Raw genomic sequence first — 16,418 nt, forward strand, 5'->3', positions numbered from 1 at the left:
GATTCACTCCGCCCAAGGCGCCGGGCGGTGCGGCCAGGAGGGCCGCATCCGCCCGCATCAAGAAATTTCAAACACCCGCGATCTCCCGCCAACAGCCGGGCATCTGCTGGACAGCTTCGGGCTTCACGCGCACACTACGCGCCCCGCGCGGGATGCGCGGCGAATGAACCGGGGGGCCTGTGTCGGCACTGCTGCTGCTCAATGGACCGAATCTGAACCTGCTCGGCACGCGCGAGCCGGAGGTTTACGGCCGCACCACGCTCGCCGACATCGAGGCCGATCTGAGCCAGCGCGCCGAGGCCGCAGGCTACCCCCTGCACTGCTTCCAGTCGAATGCCGAGCACGCGCTGATCGAGCGCATCCACGCCGCGCGCACCGATGGCACCGCCTTCATCCTGATCAATCCGGGCGCTTTCACCCACACCAGCATCGCCCTGCGCGACGCCCTGGCCGGGGTGGCGATTCCCTTCATCGAGCTGCACCTGTCGAACGTGCACGCCCGCGAGCCCTTCCGCCAGCACTCCTACCTGTCGGACCTCGCGGTGGGCGTGATCTGCGGCTTCGGTGCCGACAGCTACCGCCTCGCGCTCACCGCCGCGCTGTCGCGGCTGGGCGCGGGCTGACCTTTCTCGCCCGCGCCAGCGGGCAACACGCAACGAGGACTGCATGGATCTGCGCAAGATCAAGAAGCTGATCGATCTGCTGGAAGAGTCGAACCTGACCGAGATCGAGATCCGCGAGGGCGAGGAATCGGTGCGCCTGTCGCGCGCCAGCACCGCGGCGCCGGCGGCCGCCCCGGTCTACGCCGCCCCCGCGCCGGTGCAGGCCGCAGCCCCGGCGCCCGTGCCGATGGCCTCGCCCACCGAGGCCGCCACCGGCACGGTGAAGAACACCGCCAGCGCCGCCCTGCCGGAAGGCCATGTGGTGCGCTCGCCGATGGTCGGCACCTTCTACGCCTCGCCGAATCCCGACGCCCCGCCCTTCGTCAAGCTCGGCCAGACCGTCAAGGCCGGCGACACGCTGGGCATCATCGAGGCGATGAAGATGTTCAACCCCATCGAAGCCGACGTGTCCGGCACCGTGGTCGCGGTGCTGGTCGCGAACGGCAAGCCGCTGGAGTTCGATGAGCCGATGTTTGTGATCGGCTGAAGCCGACGGGATTGGGGATTCGTGATTCGGGATTCGCAGGAGCGGCCGCACGCAAGGCTTGAGGTCTGGCGCGACGCGATGCAGCTGGTGGAGGCGGTCTATACCTACTCTGCCGGTTTTCCCGACCAGGAGCGCTTCGGTCTGACCTCGCAGGTCCGGCGCAGTGCAGTCAGCGTGCCGTCCAATATCGCCGAGGGTGCGGCGCGGCGCTCCACCAGCGAATTCCTGCGTTTCCTCTCCATGGCCCGCGGCTCGCTGGCGGAACTCGACACCCAGATCCAGATCGCCGTGCGTCTGCAGATGGCTCCCCGCGATGGTGCACTCGAAGAACTGATCGACAAGACCTTCGCCAAGCTCAACGCCTTCATCCGCTCGCTGGGCAAGCCCTCAGTGCGTGAGGAGCCCGGCTCTTACGAATCCCGAATCCCCAATCCCGAATCCCATGTTAGATAAAGTCGTCATCGCCAACCGAGGTGAAATCGCGCTGCGCATCCTGCGCGCCTGTCATGCCCTCGGCATCAAGACCGTGGCCGTGCACTCCACTGTCGACCGCAATCTGAAGCACGTCGCCATGGCGGATGAGTCGGTCTGTATCGGCCCGGCACCGGCGTCCGAGAGCTATCTCAACGTGCCCGCCCTGATTGCCGCCGCCGAAGTCACGGACGCCCAGGCCATCCACCCCGGCTACGGCTTCCTGTCCGAGAACGCGGACTTCGCCGAAAGGGTCGAGCAGTCCGGCTTCATCTTCATCGGGCCCAAAGCCGACACCATCCGCCTGATGGGCGACAAGGTCGAAGCCATCAAGGCGATGAAGGCCGCGGGTGTGCCCTGCGTGCCGGGCTCGGGTGGGCCGCTGGGCGATGACGGCGCGGAGAACATTCGCATCGCGCGTGAGATCGGCTTCCCGGTGATCATCAAGGCTGCCGGCGGCGGCGGTGGCCGCGGCATGCGCGTGGTCCACTCCGAGGCCGCGCTCAACAACGCCATCCAGACCACCCGCGCCGAGGCCAAGGCGGCCTTCGGCAACGACATGGTCTACATGGAGAAATTCCTGGAGAACCCGCGCCACGTGGAGATCCAGGTGCTGGCCGACGGCCAGGGCAGTGCGATCCATCTCGGCGAGCGCGATTGCTCGATGCAGCGCCGCCACCAGAAGGTGGTCGAAGAAGCGCCGGCGCCGGGCATCACCGAAGCGCAGCGCGCCGAGATCGGCCGCGTCTGCGTGGAGGCCTGCATCCGCATCGGCTACCGCGGCGCCGGCACCTTCGAGTTCCTGTACGAGAACGGTCGCTTCTACTTCATCGAGATGAACACCCGCATCCAGGTCGAGCATCCGGTCACTGAGCTCGTGACCGGCATCGATCTGGTGCGCGAGCAGCTGCTGATCGCTGCCGGCCACAAGCTCTCGATCAAGCAGGAAGACGTGGTGCTGCGCGGCCACGCCATCGAGTGCCGCATCAATGCCGAAGACCCCGAGACCTTCATGCCCTCGCCGGGCCTGATCAAGCACTTCCACGCCCCGGGTGGCCCCGGTGTACGCGTCGATACCCACATCTACGAGGGCTATCGCGTGCCGCCGAACTACGACTCGATGATCGGCAAGCTGATCGTGCACGGCGCCGACCGCGCCCAGGCCATCGCCCGCATGCGCGTGGCGCTGTCCGAGATGGTCGTCGACGGCATCAAGACCAATGTGCCGCTGCAGCAGCGGATCATGGCCGACTCAGGCTTCCAGGCCGGTGGCGCCAACATCCACTACCTGGAGAAGAAGCTGGCGGAGGCGCGGGAGAAGGGCATCGGGCTGGGCTGAGCCCAGCACTCCCGCAACGTCCGCATAGGATGGGCCCTGGCCCACCGTTGGCTTAGCGCATGCCGCGCGCATCGCTCCCGGCGGATTGCCGAGGAAACTGCTGACCGCGATGCCCGCCGCGATCGCGGTTTTGGATGGGGTGGGCCCTGGCCCACCATGGCAATGGATCTTGCCCCGCGGTCGACCGGCCGAACGGTCATGAGTGCGGCACGCGCTTGCCGACCTGCACAGAGGAAGGCGTGGCGGGGTCCGGCTCGCGGTGGGCCAGGGCCCACCCTATGACGTTTCATCGCCAGCCTCACCTGCTTCTGTGGGCCAGGGCCCACCACATGGATCCGGAATCGCCATGCCCCACCTCAAACTCCGCCTCACCTGCACCCTGCCGCAGCAGCCCGCCGTCGAAGAAGCGCTGGAGGAACTCGGCGCGCTGGCGGTGACGCTGGCCGATGCGCATGCCGATGCGCCCGACGAGCAGGCGATCTTCGAGCCCGGCGTCGGCGAGATGCCGCTGTGGGGCGAGATCGTGCTGGAGGCGCTGTTCGAGCACGACGTCGATACGGAGCTGCTGCAGAGCGAACTCGCCGCGCGCGTGCCGGCCGAGGTCGCCGCCAGCGCGAGCACGGAAGCGGTCCCTGACCAGGACTGGGAGCGGGCCTGGATGGACCAGTTCAAGCCGATGGCCTTCGGTCGCCGCACCTGGGTCTATCCCTGGAACATCGAGCCGCCGGCCGATCCCGAGCTGGCGGTGATCCGCCTCGATCCGGGCTTGGCCTTCGGCTCGGGCACGCATCCGACCACGGCGCTGTGCCTGGAGTGGCTGGACGGCCTCGACCTGAAGGGCAAGACCGTGCTCGATTTCGGCTGCGGCTCGGGCGTGCTGGCGCTGGCCGCGCTGGTGCTGGGCGCCGAGGCCGCGGTCGGCGTCGACAACGATCCGCAGGCGCTCACCGCCACCGCCGACAATGCCGAGCGCAACGGTGTGGGTGATCGTCTGCGCGTCTATGCGCCGGAGGACGAGCCGACCGCGCAGTACCCCATCGTGGTCGCCAACATCCTCGCGACCGCGCTGGATGAACTCGAGCCCCTGCTGGCGGCGCGCACCGCGCCTGGCGGCCTGATCGCGATGTCCGGCATCCTCGATGGCCAGGAGGACGAGCTGCTGCTGCGCTACGCGGCGCACTTCACCGAACTGCGCGTGGATCGCCGCGAGGACTGGGTGCGGATCTCCGGGCGACGCCGGGCCTAGCCGCTTCCTTGACTTGGGCGGCGCTTCGCCAGCCCCGGTCCAATCGGGTCAACGCAAGCTGCGGGACGGCCGTGCCTTCCCTTGTGCGCCTAGGGTGGGCCCTGGTCCACCGTGGCCGCGCACCTGCCGTATCCGCGTCTTCCTGCCAACGGGCTTCGGATGCGGTCACACCCTCGTGGCCCGGCTCGATCTCCGAGGGAAATTGGCCGATGGACCGAGCGCGATCGCGGCGCACGCGACCGACACGATGAGGCGGTGTGCGGCTCCGGTGGGCCAGAGCCCACCCTTCGAGCGCGTGGGGCTGGGCCGAGGCTTGAGCCTCACGCGGTCTGCGGCAACGCTCCCTCAGGAAACCCAATCCCGAATCCCGAATCGCCGCTCAGCGGCTAGACTCGGGCCCCGGGGCCGATCGGGCCGGGAGCGCGCGCATTCGTCGTGGCACTAGGCATCACACCTCGACCGCATCTGACCGCAGGCGATCGCCACCATCGGCGGTGCGCGCCCGAGGCTGAGCCGCGGCGCACAGCAAGCGCGCGTCTGCGGTTGAACAAGACGCGCGCAGCCTTGTGCATGCGGTGCGAACTGCGAGCGGCCTGAACAATGCAGCGCCCCGACCTCGCCACTTGGAAGCGCCTTGAAACCCTGCTCGATGCCGCGCTTGATCTGTCAGCCGCCGAGCGTGAGGCCTGGCTGTCGTCCGCCTGTCCCGAGCCCGAACTGCAGACGCGCCTGCGCACGCTGATCGCACAGGCCGAGGCCGAGTCAGGCCCGCTTGAGGCCCTGGCAGCGCGACTGATCGCCGATGTCGACGACACCCGCGGGGCAGGCCGCGCGATCGGCAGCTATCAGCTGGAGTCGCTGCTGGGCGAGGGCGGCATGGCTGTGGTCTGGCGGGCGAGCCGCAAGATCGCCGGCCAGCGCCGCGAGGTCGCGCTGAAGTGCCTGCGCCGCGGCCTGCTGTCGCCGGAACTGCGCCAGCGCTTCCTGCAGGAGCAGGCGATTCTGGCGCGGCTGGAGCATCCGCACATCGCCACCCTGCTGGATGCCGGCGTCGAGCCCGACGGCACGCCCTGGCTGGCGATGCGCCTGGTCGAGGGCGAACGCATCGATGACTGGTGCAATGCGCGCCATCTCGACGCGCGGGCGCGCGTGCGGGTGCTGCTCGATGTCGCCGCCGCGGTGGCCTTTGCCCATCGCAATCTGGTGGTCCATCGCGACATCAAGCCTTCCAACGTGCTGGTCGACCGGGACGGCCACGTGCGCCTGCTCGACTTCGGCATCGCCCGCCTCACCGACGGCAGCGCTGCGGACACGACCCGCACCCTGCACCGCGCGCTCTCGCCGCAGTACGCCTCGCCGCAGCAGTTCGAGGGTCTGCCGGCCTCGACCGCCGATGACGCGTTCGGGCTCGGCGCACTGCTCTACGTCCTGCTGACCGGCCAGCCGCCGCGCGGCGAGCGCGATGCCGTCGTGACCGACATACCGCCCTCGCGCGCTGCGCGGCCCGCGGCCCTCGCCGCCGTACTGCCCGAAACGCGCACCTTGCGTGGCGATCTCGACGCCATAGTCCTGCGCGCGCTGGCGCCGCGTGTGGAAGATCGTTATCCCTCGGTCGAGGCGCTGATGGAGGAGCTCGATCGCTGGCTGTCCGGGCGGCCGGTACGTGCGCGCGGGGTCGGCTGGCTGTACCGCAGCCGGCGCTTCCTCGCGCGGCACTGGCTGGCCGCCAGCCTGGCTGCGGCGGCGCTGCTGTCGATGAGCCTCGGCACCTGGTTCGCGCTGGACCGTGCGCGCGTCGCCGAGGCCGAGCGCGCGCGTGCCGAGGCGGTGCAGGAGTTCCTGCTCGGCATCTTTGAGGCCAACCAGTCCGACGCCAGCGGCAACTACGTGATCAGCCGGCGCGAGATCGCCGCCGAGGCCGCCCACCGTCTCAGCGCGTCCGACGCGCTGGCGGGCAAGCTCGACCCTGCGCTGTCACTCGGCCTCGCCCGCGTCCTGCATCTGCTCGATCTGCGCGACGAGGCCCAGGCGCGCGCGCAGGCCGTGCGCGATCAGCTCGGCCCGGCGCGCAGTGGCGAGCCGCTGTCGATCCGGGCCGCCGTGCGCCTGGCTGCGCTCGCTGCTGATGCGCGTGACTACGCGGAAGCCGAGGCCCTGCTGCGCGAGGCCCTGGCTGCGAGCCGCCAGGCCAGTACGCGTGAGCGCTTCGACATCGCCCAGCAGCTGGTGATGCCGATCTACTACCAGCAGCGCATCGATGAGGCCTTGGCGCATTCGGACGAACTGATGCGGCTGCTCGACAGCGAGGCCGCCCTGAGCGTCGATCAGCGCGTGGGCGCCCTGCTGGACCGCAGCGTGCTGCTGCGCGGCGCCGGTCGGCTGGACGAGGCCCGCGCGCTGGTGGCGCGCACGCTGGCCGAGTCGCAGGCGGCGTTCGGGCCGCGCAGCCCCAAGCTCGTCCGCGTGCTGGATCTGAAGGGCACCATCGACAGTCGTGCGGGCTTCCTGCTCGACGGCATCCGCGCCCAGGAAGAGGCCATCGCGCTGGCGCGCACGACCAGCGGCTCGATCAATGCCGGCCGCTTGGGCAACCTCGCGCGCTCCTGGCTGCGGCTGGGGCATTTCGAGAAGGCCCGCGATGTCGCCCGGCATGGTGTCGAGCTGCGCGGCGAGGAGTTCCCGCCAGGACATCCGCTGGACTTTCTCGCGCGCGAGCCCCTGCATCGTGCCGAGGCCGAGCTGGGTGATCTTGACGGCGGCATCGCCTTTTATCGACGCTGGCTCGCGGCTGGCCCGGAGGACAGCGGCTCGGTGCGGCAGACCCGCCTGCGCGTCGAGCTGGCCGGGCTGCTTCGGCAGGCGGGAGAGGTCGCCGAAGCCGAAGCCCTGCTGCAGGCCGCGCTGGACCTGCCTGGAGCGATCTTTCCCGCCCGCGGCGTGCGTGCGGCGGCCGCAGCGCAGCTCGGCTGCCTGCGGCTGGGGGCAGGGCAGGGCGAGGCGGCGCGCGCGGCGTTCGCGCGCGTGCGCGCCGAGCTCGATCCCCTGCAGATGGAAGTTGACGAACTGCTGCTGCTCGCGGAGTGCGAGGCGCTGATGCAGGCGCGCGAAGGTGCGCTGCAGGTGGCCTCGGACAGTCTGCAGACGCTGGATGCCGAGCTCGCGCCGCGGCTGGGCGAGGACAGCCCGCGCCGTGCGCGATTGCAGCTGCTGCAGGCCGCGCTGCTGCAGCGGCTGGGGCGCGCGGCAGCGGCTGCGGATCTGGCCGAACCCGCCCAAGCCGTGCTTGAGCGGCATGGGCTGGCGATCCCTGAGCCTGGCGACCCGAGCCGGGTACCCGGCGCCGCCTTCCGCCGCGCGCTCGCGCCCGACTGATGCGCAGCACGCGGCTGAGTGCGGGCTCGCATGGGGGCGGCGCCTGCAGTCAGCGTCCATCGCGGCGCAGGTGTGGGCGATGACTGCGCCAGCCTTGCGTGAGGGCGGCCGCCTCGCGACGCCGCGAGTGCCCGTTCGCCGGCTTGACCGCAGCCCGCGGGCCCCACGCTAGACTCAAGCAGGGCCGGCCCGGCCCGACGCCTGCACAACCCTCGTGTCTCAGCACATCACCCGTCTTCTGCAGCAGGCCAGTGAAGGCGATCGCCATGCGTTCGATGCCCTGATGCCCCTGGTCTACGAGCCGCTGCGGCGCATCGCCCGCGGCCAGATCGCCAGCGAAGGCCGCGCACAGACGCTGTCGACCACCGCACTGGTGCACGAGGCCTGGTTGGGGCTGTCGAATGCCGGCGAAGTCGGCTGGCAGGACCAGAACCACTTCTACCGCTACGCCGCCCGCGCGATGCGCAACATCCTGATCGACGCAGCGCGCGCGCGGCAGGCGCAGAAGCGGGGCAGCGGCGCAGAGCACCTCGATGTCGACGAGGTCGCGCTGCCGATCAGCGAGGCCAGCAGTGGCGACCTGCTGGCGCTGGACGAAGCCCTGCAGAAGCTCGCCGAGGTCAACCCGCGGCTCGCCCAGGTGGTCGAGCTGCGCTTCTTTGCCGGGCTGGAAGTCGAGCAGGTCGGCGAGGTCCTCGGTATCCACGCCCGCAGCGTGGTCCGCGACTGGCGCCGCGCGCGTGCCCTGCTGGCGCAGATGCTCGATGCCGAAGCCCTGCCGGACTGAATTCTCCGGCGCAGACGTGTCCTCTCGCGTCCGCGCATTCCGTTTGAGATGGCATCGACATCATTCGGAAGGAGTCAGGGCGATGGCAATGCGCTGGATCCAAGGCCTGTGTCTCGTGCTCGGGCTGAGCGTGGCTGGCAGCGCGGCTGCAGCCACCCGCACCTGGCCCGGCAATGCGCCCTGTGCGGGCACCCTGCAGGCCTGCATCGACGCCTCGGCGGCGGGCGATGAGGTGCTGATCGCGACGACGGCCGAGATCGACGAGAACATCACGCTCAACAAGTCCTTCGCCCTGCGCGCGGCCCCCAACCTGGTGGCGCGCTTCGCGCCGGGGCGCAGCGTGACCGGTCAGGTCAGCAGCAACGTCACGAGCTGGGACATCGAAGGCCTGCACCTGCGCGACGGCCGCATCGAGCTGGTGCACAGCGCGCCGTCCTCACTGACGGCGCGGCTGGTGAACAACGCGATTGAAGTGACCCAGGGCCCCACGCTCGGTTCGCCGGTGGGGCTGCGCGTGCTCAAGTCGAATGCCAATGGCACCGCCAGCGTGGACGTGCAGAACAACCGGGTCGACAGCGGCATCTCCAACCAGCCGGCGATCAGCGTGAGCCTGAACGCGCGCACCTCCGGTCGTGTCGCCTTCAATCGGATCACGCGCAGCGGCGTGGCGAACAGCAGCGGCTCCGGCCTGCTGCTGAGGCTCAGCCCGGGCGATCCGCACGTGGTGAACGTCTACGGCAATCGCATCGAGGGGGGCTTCGCGGACGGCGCCTTGCGTGTCGATGTCGGCGTCACGCCGGTGTTCGGCAGCGGCGGCAGCTCGACGCCGGTCGTGCGCGCCTTCAGCAATGCGCTGATCTGCCTGGGCAGCGTCGGCTTTGCGCCCAACGGCCTGTATGCGGCCTCGTTCGCGGGCACAGGCCAGACCGAGCTGCGCCTGTTCAACAACACCGCGGTGGGCTGCGACACCCCGATCTGGATCGACTACCCGATCAATGGGCCCAGCCTGAGCGGCAGCATCTTCAACAACCTCATCGCCCACAACACGCAGAGCCTGGTGGTCTCGGGCAATGTGGTCGGCGGCTTCACCATCGAGCGCAACCTGAGCTTCGGCAACAGCTTCAACACCCTGCCGGCCAGCGCCACGCTCACCGTGACCGGCGATCCGCGCCTGCGTTCACTCCGGTTTCCGCGCCCGGGTGCGGGCTCGGCGGCAATCAACGCCGGCAATGCGGTGTCCGCACAGCTGCTCTATGCCGCGGCCAGCGCGCCGCAGGTCGATGTCGACGGCCGCCGTCGCAGCATCGGCAGCGGTACCACCGCGATCGACATCGGCGCCTACGAGTCGGGCGACAGCGTCGGCCTCGTGCGCAACGGCGCGAGCGCCGCCAGCACGGTTGCCCTCGGTGTGGCCAGCGAGGCGGTCAACGTGCAGCTGGGCAAGAGCTTCAACCCGCTGCCGGGCGTGCCCGGCGTCAGCACTGCGCGCCCGGTCGGCGTCTTCCACGCCCTGCAGTGGTTCGGCCAGGCGATCGGCGCCGATCTGCCGGCGGGCGCCAACCTGCATGCCTTCGCCCCCGGCCCGCAGGGCAGCTTCGGCGCCAGCTACCGGCACGAGACGGCGAGCGGCAACACCGCGTTCGAATCGACCTCGCTCAGCAACACCTATCTCAACGGCAAGGGTCGCGAGGACGCGATCGTGCTGGCCACGCCGGTCTGGCTGGGCGGCGCGCAGAACCCGCAGAACATCGCCGTGGGCTTCAGCTGTCCCAGCGGCAGCACCGGCGCCAACTGCTGGTTCATCGGCAACCAGGCGCTGGGCGCGAGCATGCCGACCGGGCTGGGTTTCCATGTCTATGCCCAGGACCCCAGCCCCAACGCCTTCGTGCACCGCGTGACCACGGCCGGCCGCTTCAGCCCCATGCCCTACCACCCGCTGCTGGGCGACGATCCGAACCGCTGCGCGCGCGCCATTGCCACGCCGCGGGTCGTGCCCGGCCTGACCAACAACACCCCCTATGACCTCGAATGGCGACAGATCGACGGCCGCGGCGTCTGGGGCATCCAGGGTGAGGCCTCGATGCCGGTCGGCGCCGAGTTCTTCGTCTTCGTCGACGCCGCGTCCTTCGAGGACTGCGCCTTCGCCGAGCTGTTCAAGGATGGGTTTGAGGATTGAGGGCGGGGATTGGGGATTGGGAGTCGGGAATCGATGAAAACCCGGCACCTGCCTCGGCCAGCGCTGCATCCCGAATCGGACGACTGGTTTTACAGGGGCTGGAGCTTGCGGAGCTGAGTGCAAACCTCAGGCTTGTCCCGATTCCCGATTCCCGATTCCCGATTCCCGATTCCCGATTCCCGATTCCCGGCTCTCCATCCAAACGCTTCCGCACGCGCCAACCCCGCCCTAGACTAGGTGGCGGCCCTGCTGAGCCCGTCCGGCGCGGCGGCCGCTCGCCCCTGCAAGGTTGCCCGCGTGAACACCCCCATCCTGACCCCGGAACTCCCGGCCGCCAGCGAACCGCTGCGCGCCGCCCTGACTGCTGCCTGGCTGCGTGACGAAGACGAGGCCGTGCGCGCCCTCCTGGGCGAGCTGCAGCTCGATGCCGATGCGCGCGCGCGCATCCAGGCCACTGCCGTTGATCTGGTCGAGCGCGTGCGCAAGCGCGCGCAGGACCAGGGCGCCATCGAAGCCTTCATGCGTGAGTACGACCTCTCCAGCGAAGAAGGCGTGCTGCTGATGTGCGTGGCGGAAGCCCTGCTGCGCATTCCCGACAGCGAGACCGCCGATCGCCTGATCCGCGACAAGCTGGGTGATGCCGACTGGGGCAAGCATGTCGGCCAAAGCGATTCGCTGTTCGTCAACGCCAGCACCTGGGGCCTGATGCTGACCGGCCGCATGGTCAATCTGGCCGAAGAAACCCGCAGCAACTTCGTCGGTGCGCTGAAGCGTCTGGTCGGTCGCGCCGGCGAGCCGGTGGTGCGTCTGGCCGTGCGCCAGGCCATGAAGATCATGGGCCACCAGTTCGTCATGGGCCGCACCATCGAAGAGGCCCTGAAGCGCAGCAAGAAAGGCGAGAACGCCCGCTACCGCTACAGCTACGACATGCTCGGCGAGGGTGCACTGACCCAGCCCGACGGTGACCGCTATTTCGAGGCCTATCGCAAGGCCATCCTCGCGATCGGCAGCACCGGCCCCTTCGCCGATGTGTTCGATGCGCCGAGCATCTCGGTCAAGCTCTCCGCCCTGCATCCGCGCTACGAGCACGGCAAGCGCGCCCGCGTGATGGCCGAGCTGGCGCCGCGCGTGCTGGAGCTGGCCAAGCTCGCGCGCGCCCAGGGCATCGGCTTCACCATCGACGCCGAGGAAACCGACCGGCTCGAACTCAGCCTCGACCTGATCCTGAACGTCTTCGCCGACCCCGCGCTGGACGGCTGGCAGGGTTATGGGCTGGCCGTGCAGGCCTACCAGAAGCGCGCGCCGCAGGTGATCGATCTGGTCGCCGATGCCGCACGGAAAGCAGGCCGCCGCATCCCGATGCGACTGGTCAAGGGCGCCTACTGGGATGCGGAAGTGAAGCGCGCCCAGGTCGAAGGCCAGGCGGGCTATCCCGTGTTCACCCGCAAGCCGAACACGGATCTCAGCTACCTCGCCTGCGCGCGGCGCATGCTCGGCCATATCGATGCGCTGTATCCGATGTTCGCCTCGCACAACGCCCACACCATCGCGGCCATCCATCACATGGCGCTGGAAATGCTGGGCCCGGTCGAGCCCACCGCCGCACCGCGCTTCGAGTTCCAGAAGCTGCACGGCATGGGCGATGACCTCTACGCCGAAGTGATCGGCCCCGATCGCCTCAACACGCCCTGCCGTGTGTATGCCCCGGTCGGCAGCCACGAGGACCTGCTGCCCTACCTGGTGCGTCGCTTGCTGGAGAACGGCGCCAACTCCAGCTTCGTTAACCGCATCACCGATCCCGCGATCAGCCCGGTCGAGCTGGTGGCCGACCCCACCGAGACCGTGCGTGGCTATGCCAACGCTGCGCATCCGCGCATTCCCCTGCCTGTCCACCTCTACGGAACCGAACGAGCCAATTCCATGGGCATCAACCTCGCCGACGACAACGCGCTGCGCGCCCTGGCTGAACGCATGAATGCGCTCCGCTTCCCGACCGAGGTCAAGCCGCTGGTGCCCGGCGCGAGTTCCGCGGGCGCCTGGGTGGACGTGCGCTCGCCCAGCGATCGCAGCCAGGTGCTGGGCCGCTGGCAGGCTGCGGATGCTGCGACGGTCGAGCGCGCCATTGCCAATGCCGAGAAAGCCCAGCACGGCTGGGACGCGCTGCCGGCGGCCTCTAGAGCCAAGATCATCGAGCACGCGGCCAGCCTGATGGAGCAGCGCATGCCCGAGTTCATGGCCCTGGCCACCCGCGAAGCCGGCAAGACCCTGGCCGACGGCATCGCCGAGGTGCGTGAGGCGGTCGACTTCTGCCGCTACTACGCCGTCCAGGGCCGCCGCCTGTTCAATCAGCCGGAAGTGCTGCCGGGGCCCACCGGCGAGAGCAACACCCTGCATCTGCACGGCCGCGGCGTGTTCGTCTGCATCAGCCCGTGGAACTTCCCGCTGGCGATCTTCATCGGCCAGGTGGTCGCCGGCCTCGTCGCCGGCAATGCCGTGATCGCCAAGCCCGCGGAGCAGACCACCCTGATCGCGCACGCGGCGGTGAAGCTGCTGCACGAGGCCGGCGTACCCGAGGACGTGCTGCAGCTGGTGCCGGGCGACGGCCCCACGGTCGGCGCGCCGCTGACCCGCGACCCGCGCATCGCCGGCGTGGCCTTCACCGGCTCGACCGAAGTCGCGCGCCTGATCAACCGCACGCTGGCCGAACGCGACGGCCCGATCGGCGTGCTGATTGCGGAGACCGGCGGCCAGAACGCGCTGATCGCCGATTCGTCCTCGCTGCCCGAGCAGCTGGTCAAGGACGCCATCAGCGGCGCCTTTGGTTCTGCCGGGCAGCGCTGCTCGGCCGCGCGCGTGCTGTTCGTGCAGGCCGACATCGCCGACAAGGTCGTGCACATGCTGGCCGGCGCCATGGCCGAGCTGAAGATCGGCGACCCTGGCCTGCTCAGCACCGACATCGGCCCGGTCATCGACGAAGAGGCCAAGGGCATCCTCGACGCACACGCCGCGCGCATGGATGCCGAAGCCAAACTCATCGCGGTGGCGCCCCTGCCCGCCGAGTGCAGCAAGGGCACCTACTTCGCCCCGCGCGCCTACGAGATCCCGAGTCTCGCCACGCTCAAGCGCGAAGTCTTCGGCCCGGTGCTGCACGTGATCCGCTGGCAGGCCAGCGAGCTGGACCAGGTCATCGACGCCATCAACGCCACCGGCTACGGCCTCACGCTGGGCATCCACTCGCGCATCGACGAGACGGTCGAGAGAATCAGCAAGCGCGTCCGCGTCGGCAACTGCTACGTCAACCGCAACCAGATCGGCGCCGTGGTCGGCGTGCAGCCCTTCGGCGGTGAAGGGCTGTCCGGCACCGGGCCGAAGGCCGGCGGCCCGCACTACCTGCTGCGCTTCGCCACCGAGCGCACGCTGACCATCGACACCACGGCGGCAGGCGGCAATGCCTCGCTGCTGACGCTGGATGAGTGAGGTCGCGGGCTGCCGATCCTGATGTGTGCAAGGCCGCCTTCGGGCGGCCTTGTGCTGTGTGCGGGCCCGTCAAGCTGTCAGTTCTTGCAGCTTGTCGGGCGGATCGGGGGGGGGGGGGTAACGTGCGCCCGCCGAAATGGTCGGCAAAGCAACGAGCATGTTCATGCGGATTCAAGGTTTGATGGTTGCCGGCATCCTGCTTTTCTCTGGCGGGGTGCTCTTTTCGACTGAAGCGCAGGCGGTGGACTGCATCCCAGGGGAGACGTGCCACGTGATCGGCGACCCGCCGCCTCAATCGCCCGTCCCGATTATCGGCGGCGGTATCGGCGGCGGTGATGATCCTTGCGGTGGTAATTTGTGCTTGGGCGGAGGTGGCGGAAACTCTGGCGGATCCGCGCTTGGAAGCGAATCTAACCCAAACGTGATTCCAGGTACTCTTCCGTGCGCCGACCCCGACACCCGGGAGCATCAGGTAACTGCGCTCTACAGCTCGATGCAGGGAGTTTCGTGCGGCGCTGATCATGGAAGAATCGGCCAGTATTTCTCGGTCCAGTTTGTAGGGAGTGACGGAAACCTGACTGCAGGCCTCTATGTGCGAACCGACAGCAACTGCATGTCCAGCCACAAGTTCTTCGAGATCGTGTCTCCCCCGGGATGCTGAGTACGAACCCGAAGTGTGTTTTCACGCTGACCTGCGTGGCCTGGAGAGACGGTGTCGCCGAGCGTGGTCGTCAAGATACCCATGCTTAGCAGGTTCGCCAGGGCGCTCCGGCACTCTGGCTGCGGTTTCCTGAGGTTTGTCGACGCTAACTAGACTAGGGACTCCTTATGCGGCGTTATTGGCTATGGTTGGCGTCTGTCCTCCTTCTAGGGGGGGGCGTCTGGTTGCTTGCAGGGGGATGGGGCGAGGTAGATCGGGAAAGCACTCCCGCAGGCGACCTGACTGGCCCAGCTGATGGGGCGGACTCTGAAAGCTTTGAGGAATCGCGGAGCGGGGAGACGAGCAGCGCTCCGGATTCGCCATCTGCAGGTGATATTCAAGTTGCAAAGCGGGCCGGGTTCGGGCGCACTGGCGCTTCTTTGACTGTTCACCTAAATCGCCTTCTCTCCTCTGCAAAGACTGGGGATATGTCCGCCTTCCTCGAGCTGGAGGGGCTCTTGGAGGTTTGTGACGCCATCGGGCTAGGTCAGGATGAGGTTGATCTGCGAACCTGGCCTTCCGATATGGACATCAGTGCTGTCCTGGCGGCTCGCGATCGCTTAATGGGCTTCTGCGATTTTTCATCAGCGGGGTTCTCTCATCGTGACTACTGGGCACAATTGCGAGATATCGAGCTGAGTCTTGGTGCGCGCGGTGAGCACATTGCCCTCATGCGTGCGGCCATGGATCCGTTCAGTGCGCAGTCGATGTCCGAGGGGCAGCGCGACGCTTTGATTGCACGCGCTTGGGACGCTGTAAGGGATTCCGACGAGCCCTGGGTGGCTCAGGCCTCGCTCGAATTCCTGCTGAGCTTGGGGCCAGGCGCTGTGCCGCGGCAGATAGCGCCCCAGATTCGGCAGTTTGATCGCGACCCTGCGTTAGCTGGAACCGGACCGGAGCGGCGCGCAGCCATTCGTGCGCTGGCGGCAGACTGGATCGCTTGCGAGCTTGGGGCGCCATGCGGCGCTTACGGCGGGCTGCAAGAGCGTCACTGCGTCTCCACTGGAAACTGCGCTTCGCATCTTGGAGTACAGGAGTACATTCGCCAGAGGCTGCTGACGCCCCCCGAGTATGGGGCCATGGTTCGGCTCGTTCGGGGAATACAAAATGCAATAAGGGCCGAGGCGGAAGGCCGTGGATAGCTGTCGGGTCCCGTGCGATCACGCACCTGCTTGACGTAGGGTTTCGGGTGGGAGGACTGCCGGCGATTCAGCGTCTGAATCGGAGAGCCATGACCCAGTGCCTTCTGCGCCAAGCTTTTGTTACAGAGCCAGACAATAGGGGCCGAATACGCGCAGCGCGCTGTCGCCACGGGCGGCCAGAGGCGGCGCAGAGGTGGGCGATGACGTCTACGGCGACGACCCGACGGTCAATGCGCTACAAGTGAAGCTCGCGGACATGCTCGGCTTCGAGGCGGGGCTGTTCGTGCCCTCGGGCACTCAATCGAACCTGCTGGCGCTGATGGCGCACTGCGAGCGTGGTGACGAGTACATCGTCGGCATGGACGCGCACACCTACAAGTACGAAGGCGGCGGGGCGGCGGTGCTGGGTTCGATCCAGCCGCAGCCGCTGCCGCAGGCGGCCGACGGCTCGATTCCGCTGGACTCGGTGCGCGCGGCGATCAAGCCGATCGATCCGCATTTCGCGCGCAGCAAGATCCTGTATCTGGAGAGCATCTGGCACGGCCGGCCGCGCGGCGAT

General features: G+C 68.5%; 11 protein-coding genes and 1 pseudogene. All 12 read left to right on the plus strand.

What is annotated here, in order from left to right; genetic code table 11:
• The first annotated feature begins 179 nt into the window (after positions 1-179).
• The gene (gene aroQ / locus BLP83_RS08025; protein WP_091241088.1) at positions 180-623 is read left to right on the plus strand and encodes a type II 3-dehydroquinate dehydratase; all 444 of its coding nucleotides are present in this window, start codon (positions 180-182) and stop codon (positions 621-623) included.
• 43 nt (positions 624-666) lie between these two features.
• Positions 667-1,149, plus strand: a complete 483-nt coding sequence (gene accB / locus BLP83_RS08030) for an acetyl-CoA carboxylase biotin carboxyl carrier protein (protein ID WP_091241090.1) — start codon at positions 667-669, stop codon at positions 1,147-1,149.
• A 21-nt stretch (positions 1,150-1,170) separates the two neighbouring features.
• Entirely contained in the window at positions 1,171-1,602 is a 432-nt protein-coding gene (locus BLP83_RS08035; RefSeq protein WP_091241092.1) for a four helix bundle protein, read from the plus strand.
• Positions 1,592-2,959 carry an acetyl-CoA carboxylase biotin carboxylase subunit gene (gene accC / locus BLP83_RS08040; protein WP_091241094.1) on the plus strand — a complete coding sequence of 456 codons (1,368 nt, stop codon included), beginning with the start codon at positions 1,592-1,594 and terminating at the stop codon, positions 2,957-2,959. The genes BLP83_RS08035 and accC overlap by 11 nt, the downstream gene beginning before the upstream one ends.
• Before the next feature lie 346 nt (positions 2,960-3,305).
• Positions 3,306-4,205, plus strand: a complete 900-nt coding sequence (prmA, locus tag BLP83_RS08045) for a 50S ribosomal protein L11 methyltransferase (protein ID WP_091241096.1) — start codon at positions 3,306-3,308, stop codon at positions 4,203-4,205.
• Positions 4,206-4,805: 600 nt separating this feature from the next.
• Complete coding sequence (locus tag BLP83_RS08050; RefSeq protein WP_091241099.1) at positions 4,806-7,577, plus strand: serine/threonine-protein kinase; 2,772 nt, start codon at positions 4,806-4,808, stop codon at positions 7,575-7,577.
• A gap of 214 nt (positions 7,578-7,791) precedes the next feature.
• Positions 7,792-8,364 carry a sigma-70 family RNA polymerase sigma factor gene (locus tag BLP83_RS08055; RefSeq protein ID WP_091241101.1) on the plus strand — a complete coding sequence of 191 codons (573 nt, stop codon included), beginning with the start codon at positions 7,792-7,794 and terminating at the stop codon, positions 8,362-8,364.
• Between the two features lie 82 nt (positions 8,365-8,446).
• On the plus strand, positions 8,447-10,540 hold the full coding sequence (locus tag BLP83_RS08060; protein WP_143006606.1) for a DUF7452 domain-containing protein: 2,094 nt from the start codon (positions 8,447-8,449) through the stop codon (positions 10,538-10,540).
• Between the two features lie 249 nt (positions 10,541-10,789).
• Entirely contained in the window at positions 10,790-14,017 is a 3,228-nt protein-coding gene (putA, locus tag BLP83_RS08065) for a bifunctional proline dehydrogenase/L-glutamate gamma-semialdehyde dehydrogenase PutA (RefSeq protein WP_425388989.1), read from the plus strand.
• Positions 14,018-14,153: 136 nt separating this feature from the next.
• The gene (locus tag BLP83_RS18260) at positions 14,154-14,678 is read left to right on the plus strand and encodes a hypothetical protein (RefSeq protein WP_143006608.1); all 525 of its coding nucleotides are present in this window, start codon (positions 14,154-14,156) and stop codon (positions 14,676-14,678) included.
• 467 nt (positions 14,679-15,145) lie between these two features.
• Entirely contained in the window at positions 15,146-15,859 is a 714-nt protein-coding gene (locus BLP83_RS08070) for a hypothetical protein (RefSeq protein WP_091241105.1), read from the plus strand.
• Positions 15,860-16,019: 160 nt separating this feature from the next.
• A pseudogene (locus BLP83_RS08075) lies at positions 16,020-16,406 on the plus strand (beta-eliminating lyase-related protein); the annotation flags it as partial.
• Positions 16,407-16,418 lie beyond the last annotated feature (12 nt).

The organism is Aquimonas voraii (genome assembly GCF_900101825.1).
GTDB classification, from domain to species: Bacteria; Pseudomonadota; Gammaproteobacteria; order Xanthomonadales; family Xanthomonadaceae; genus Aquimonas; species Aquimonas voraii.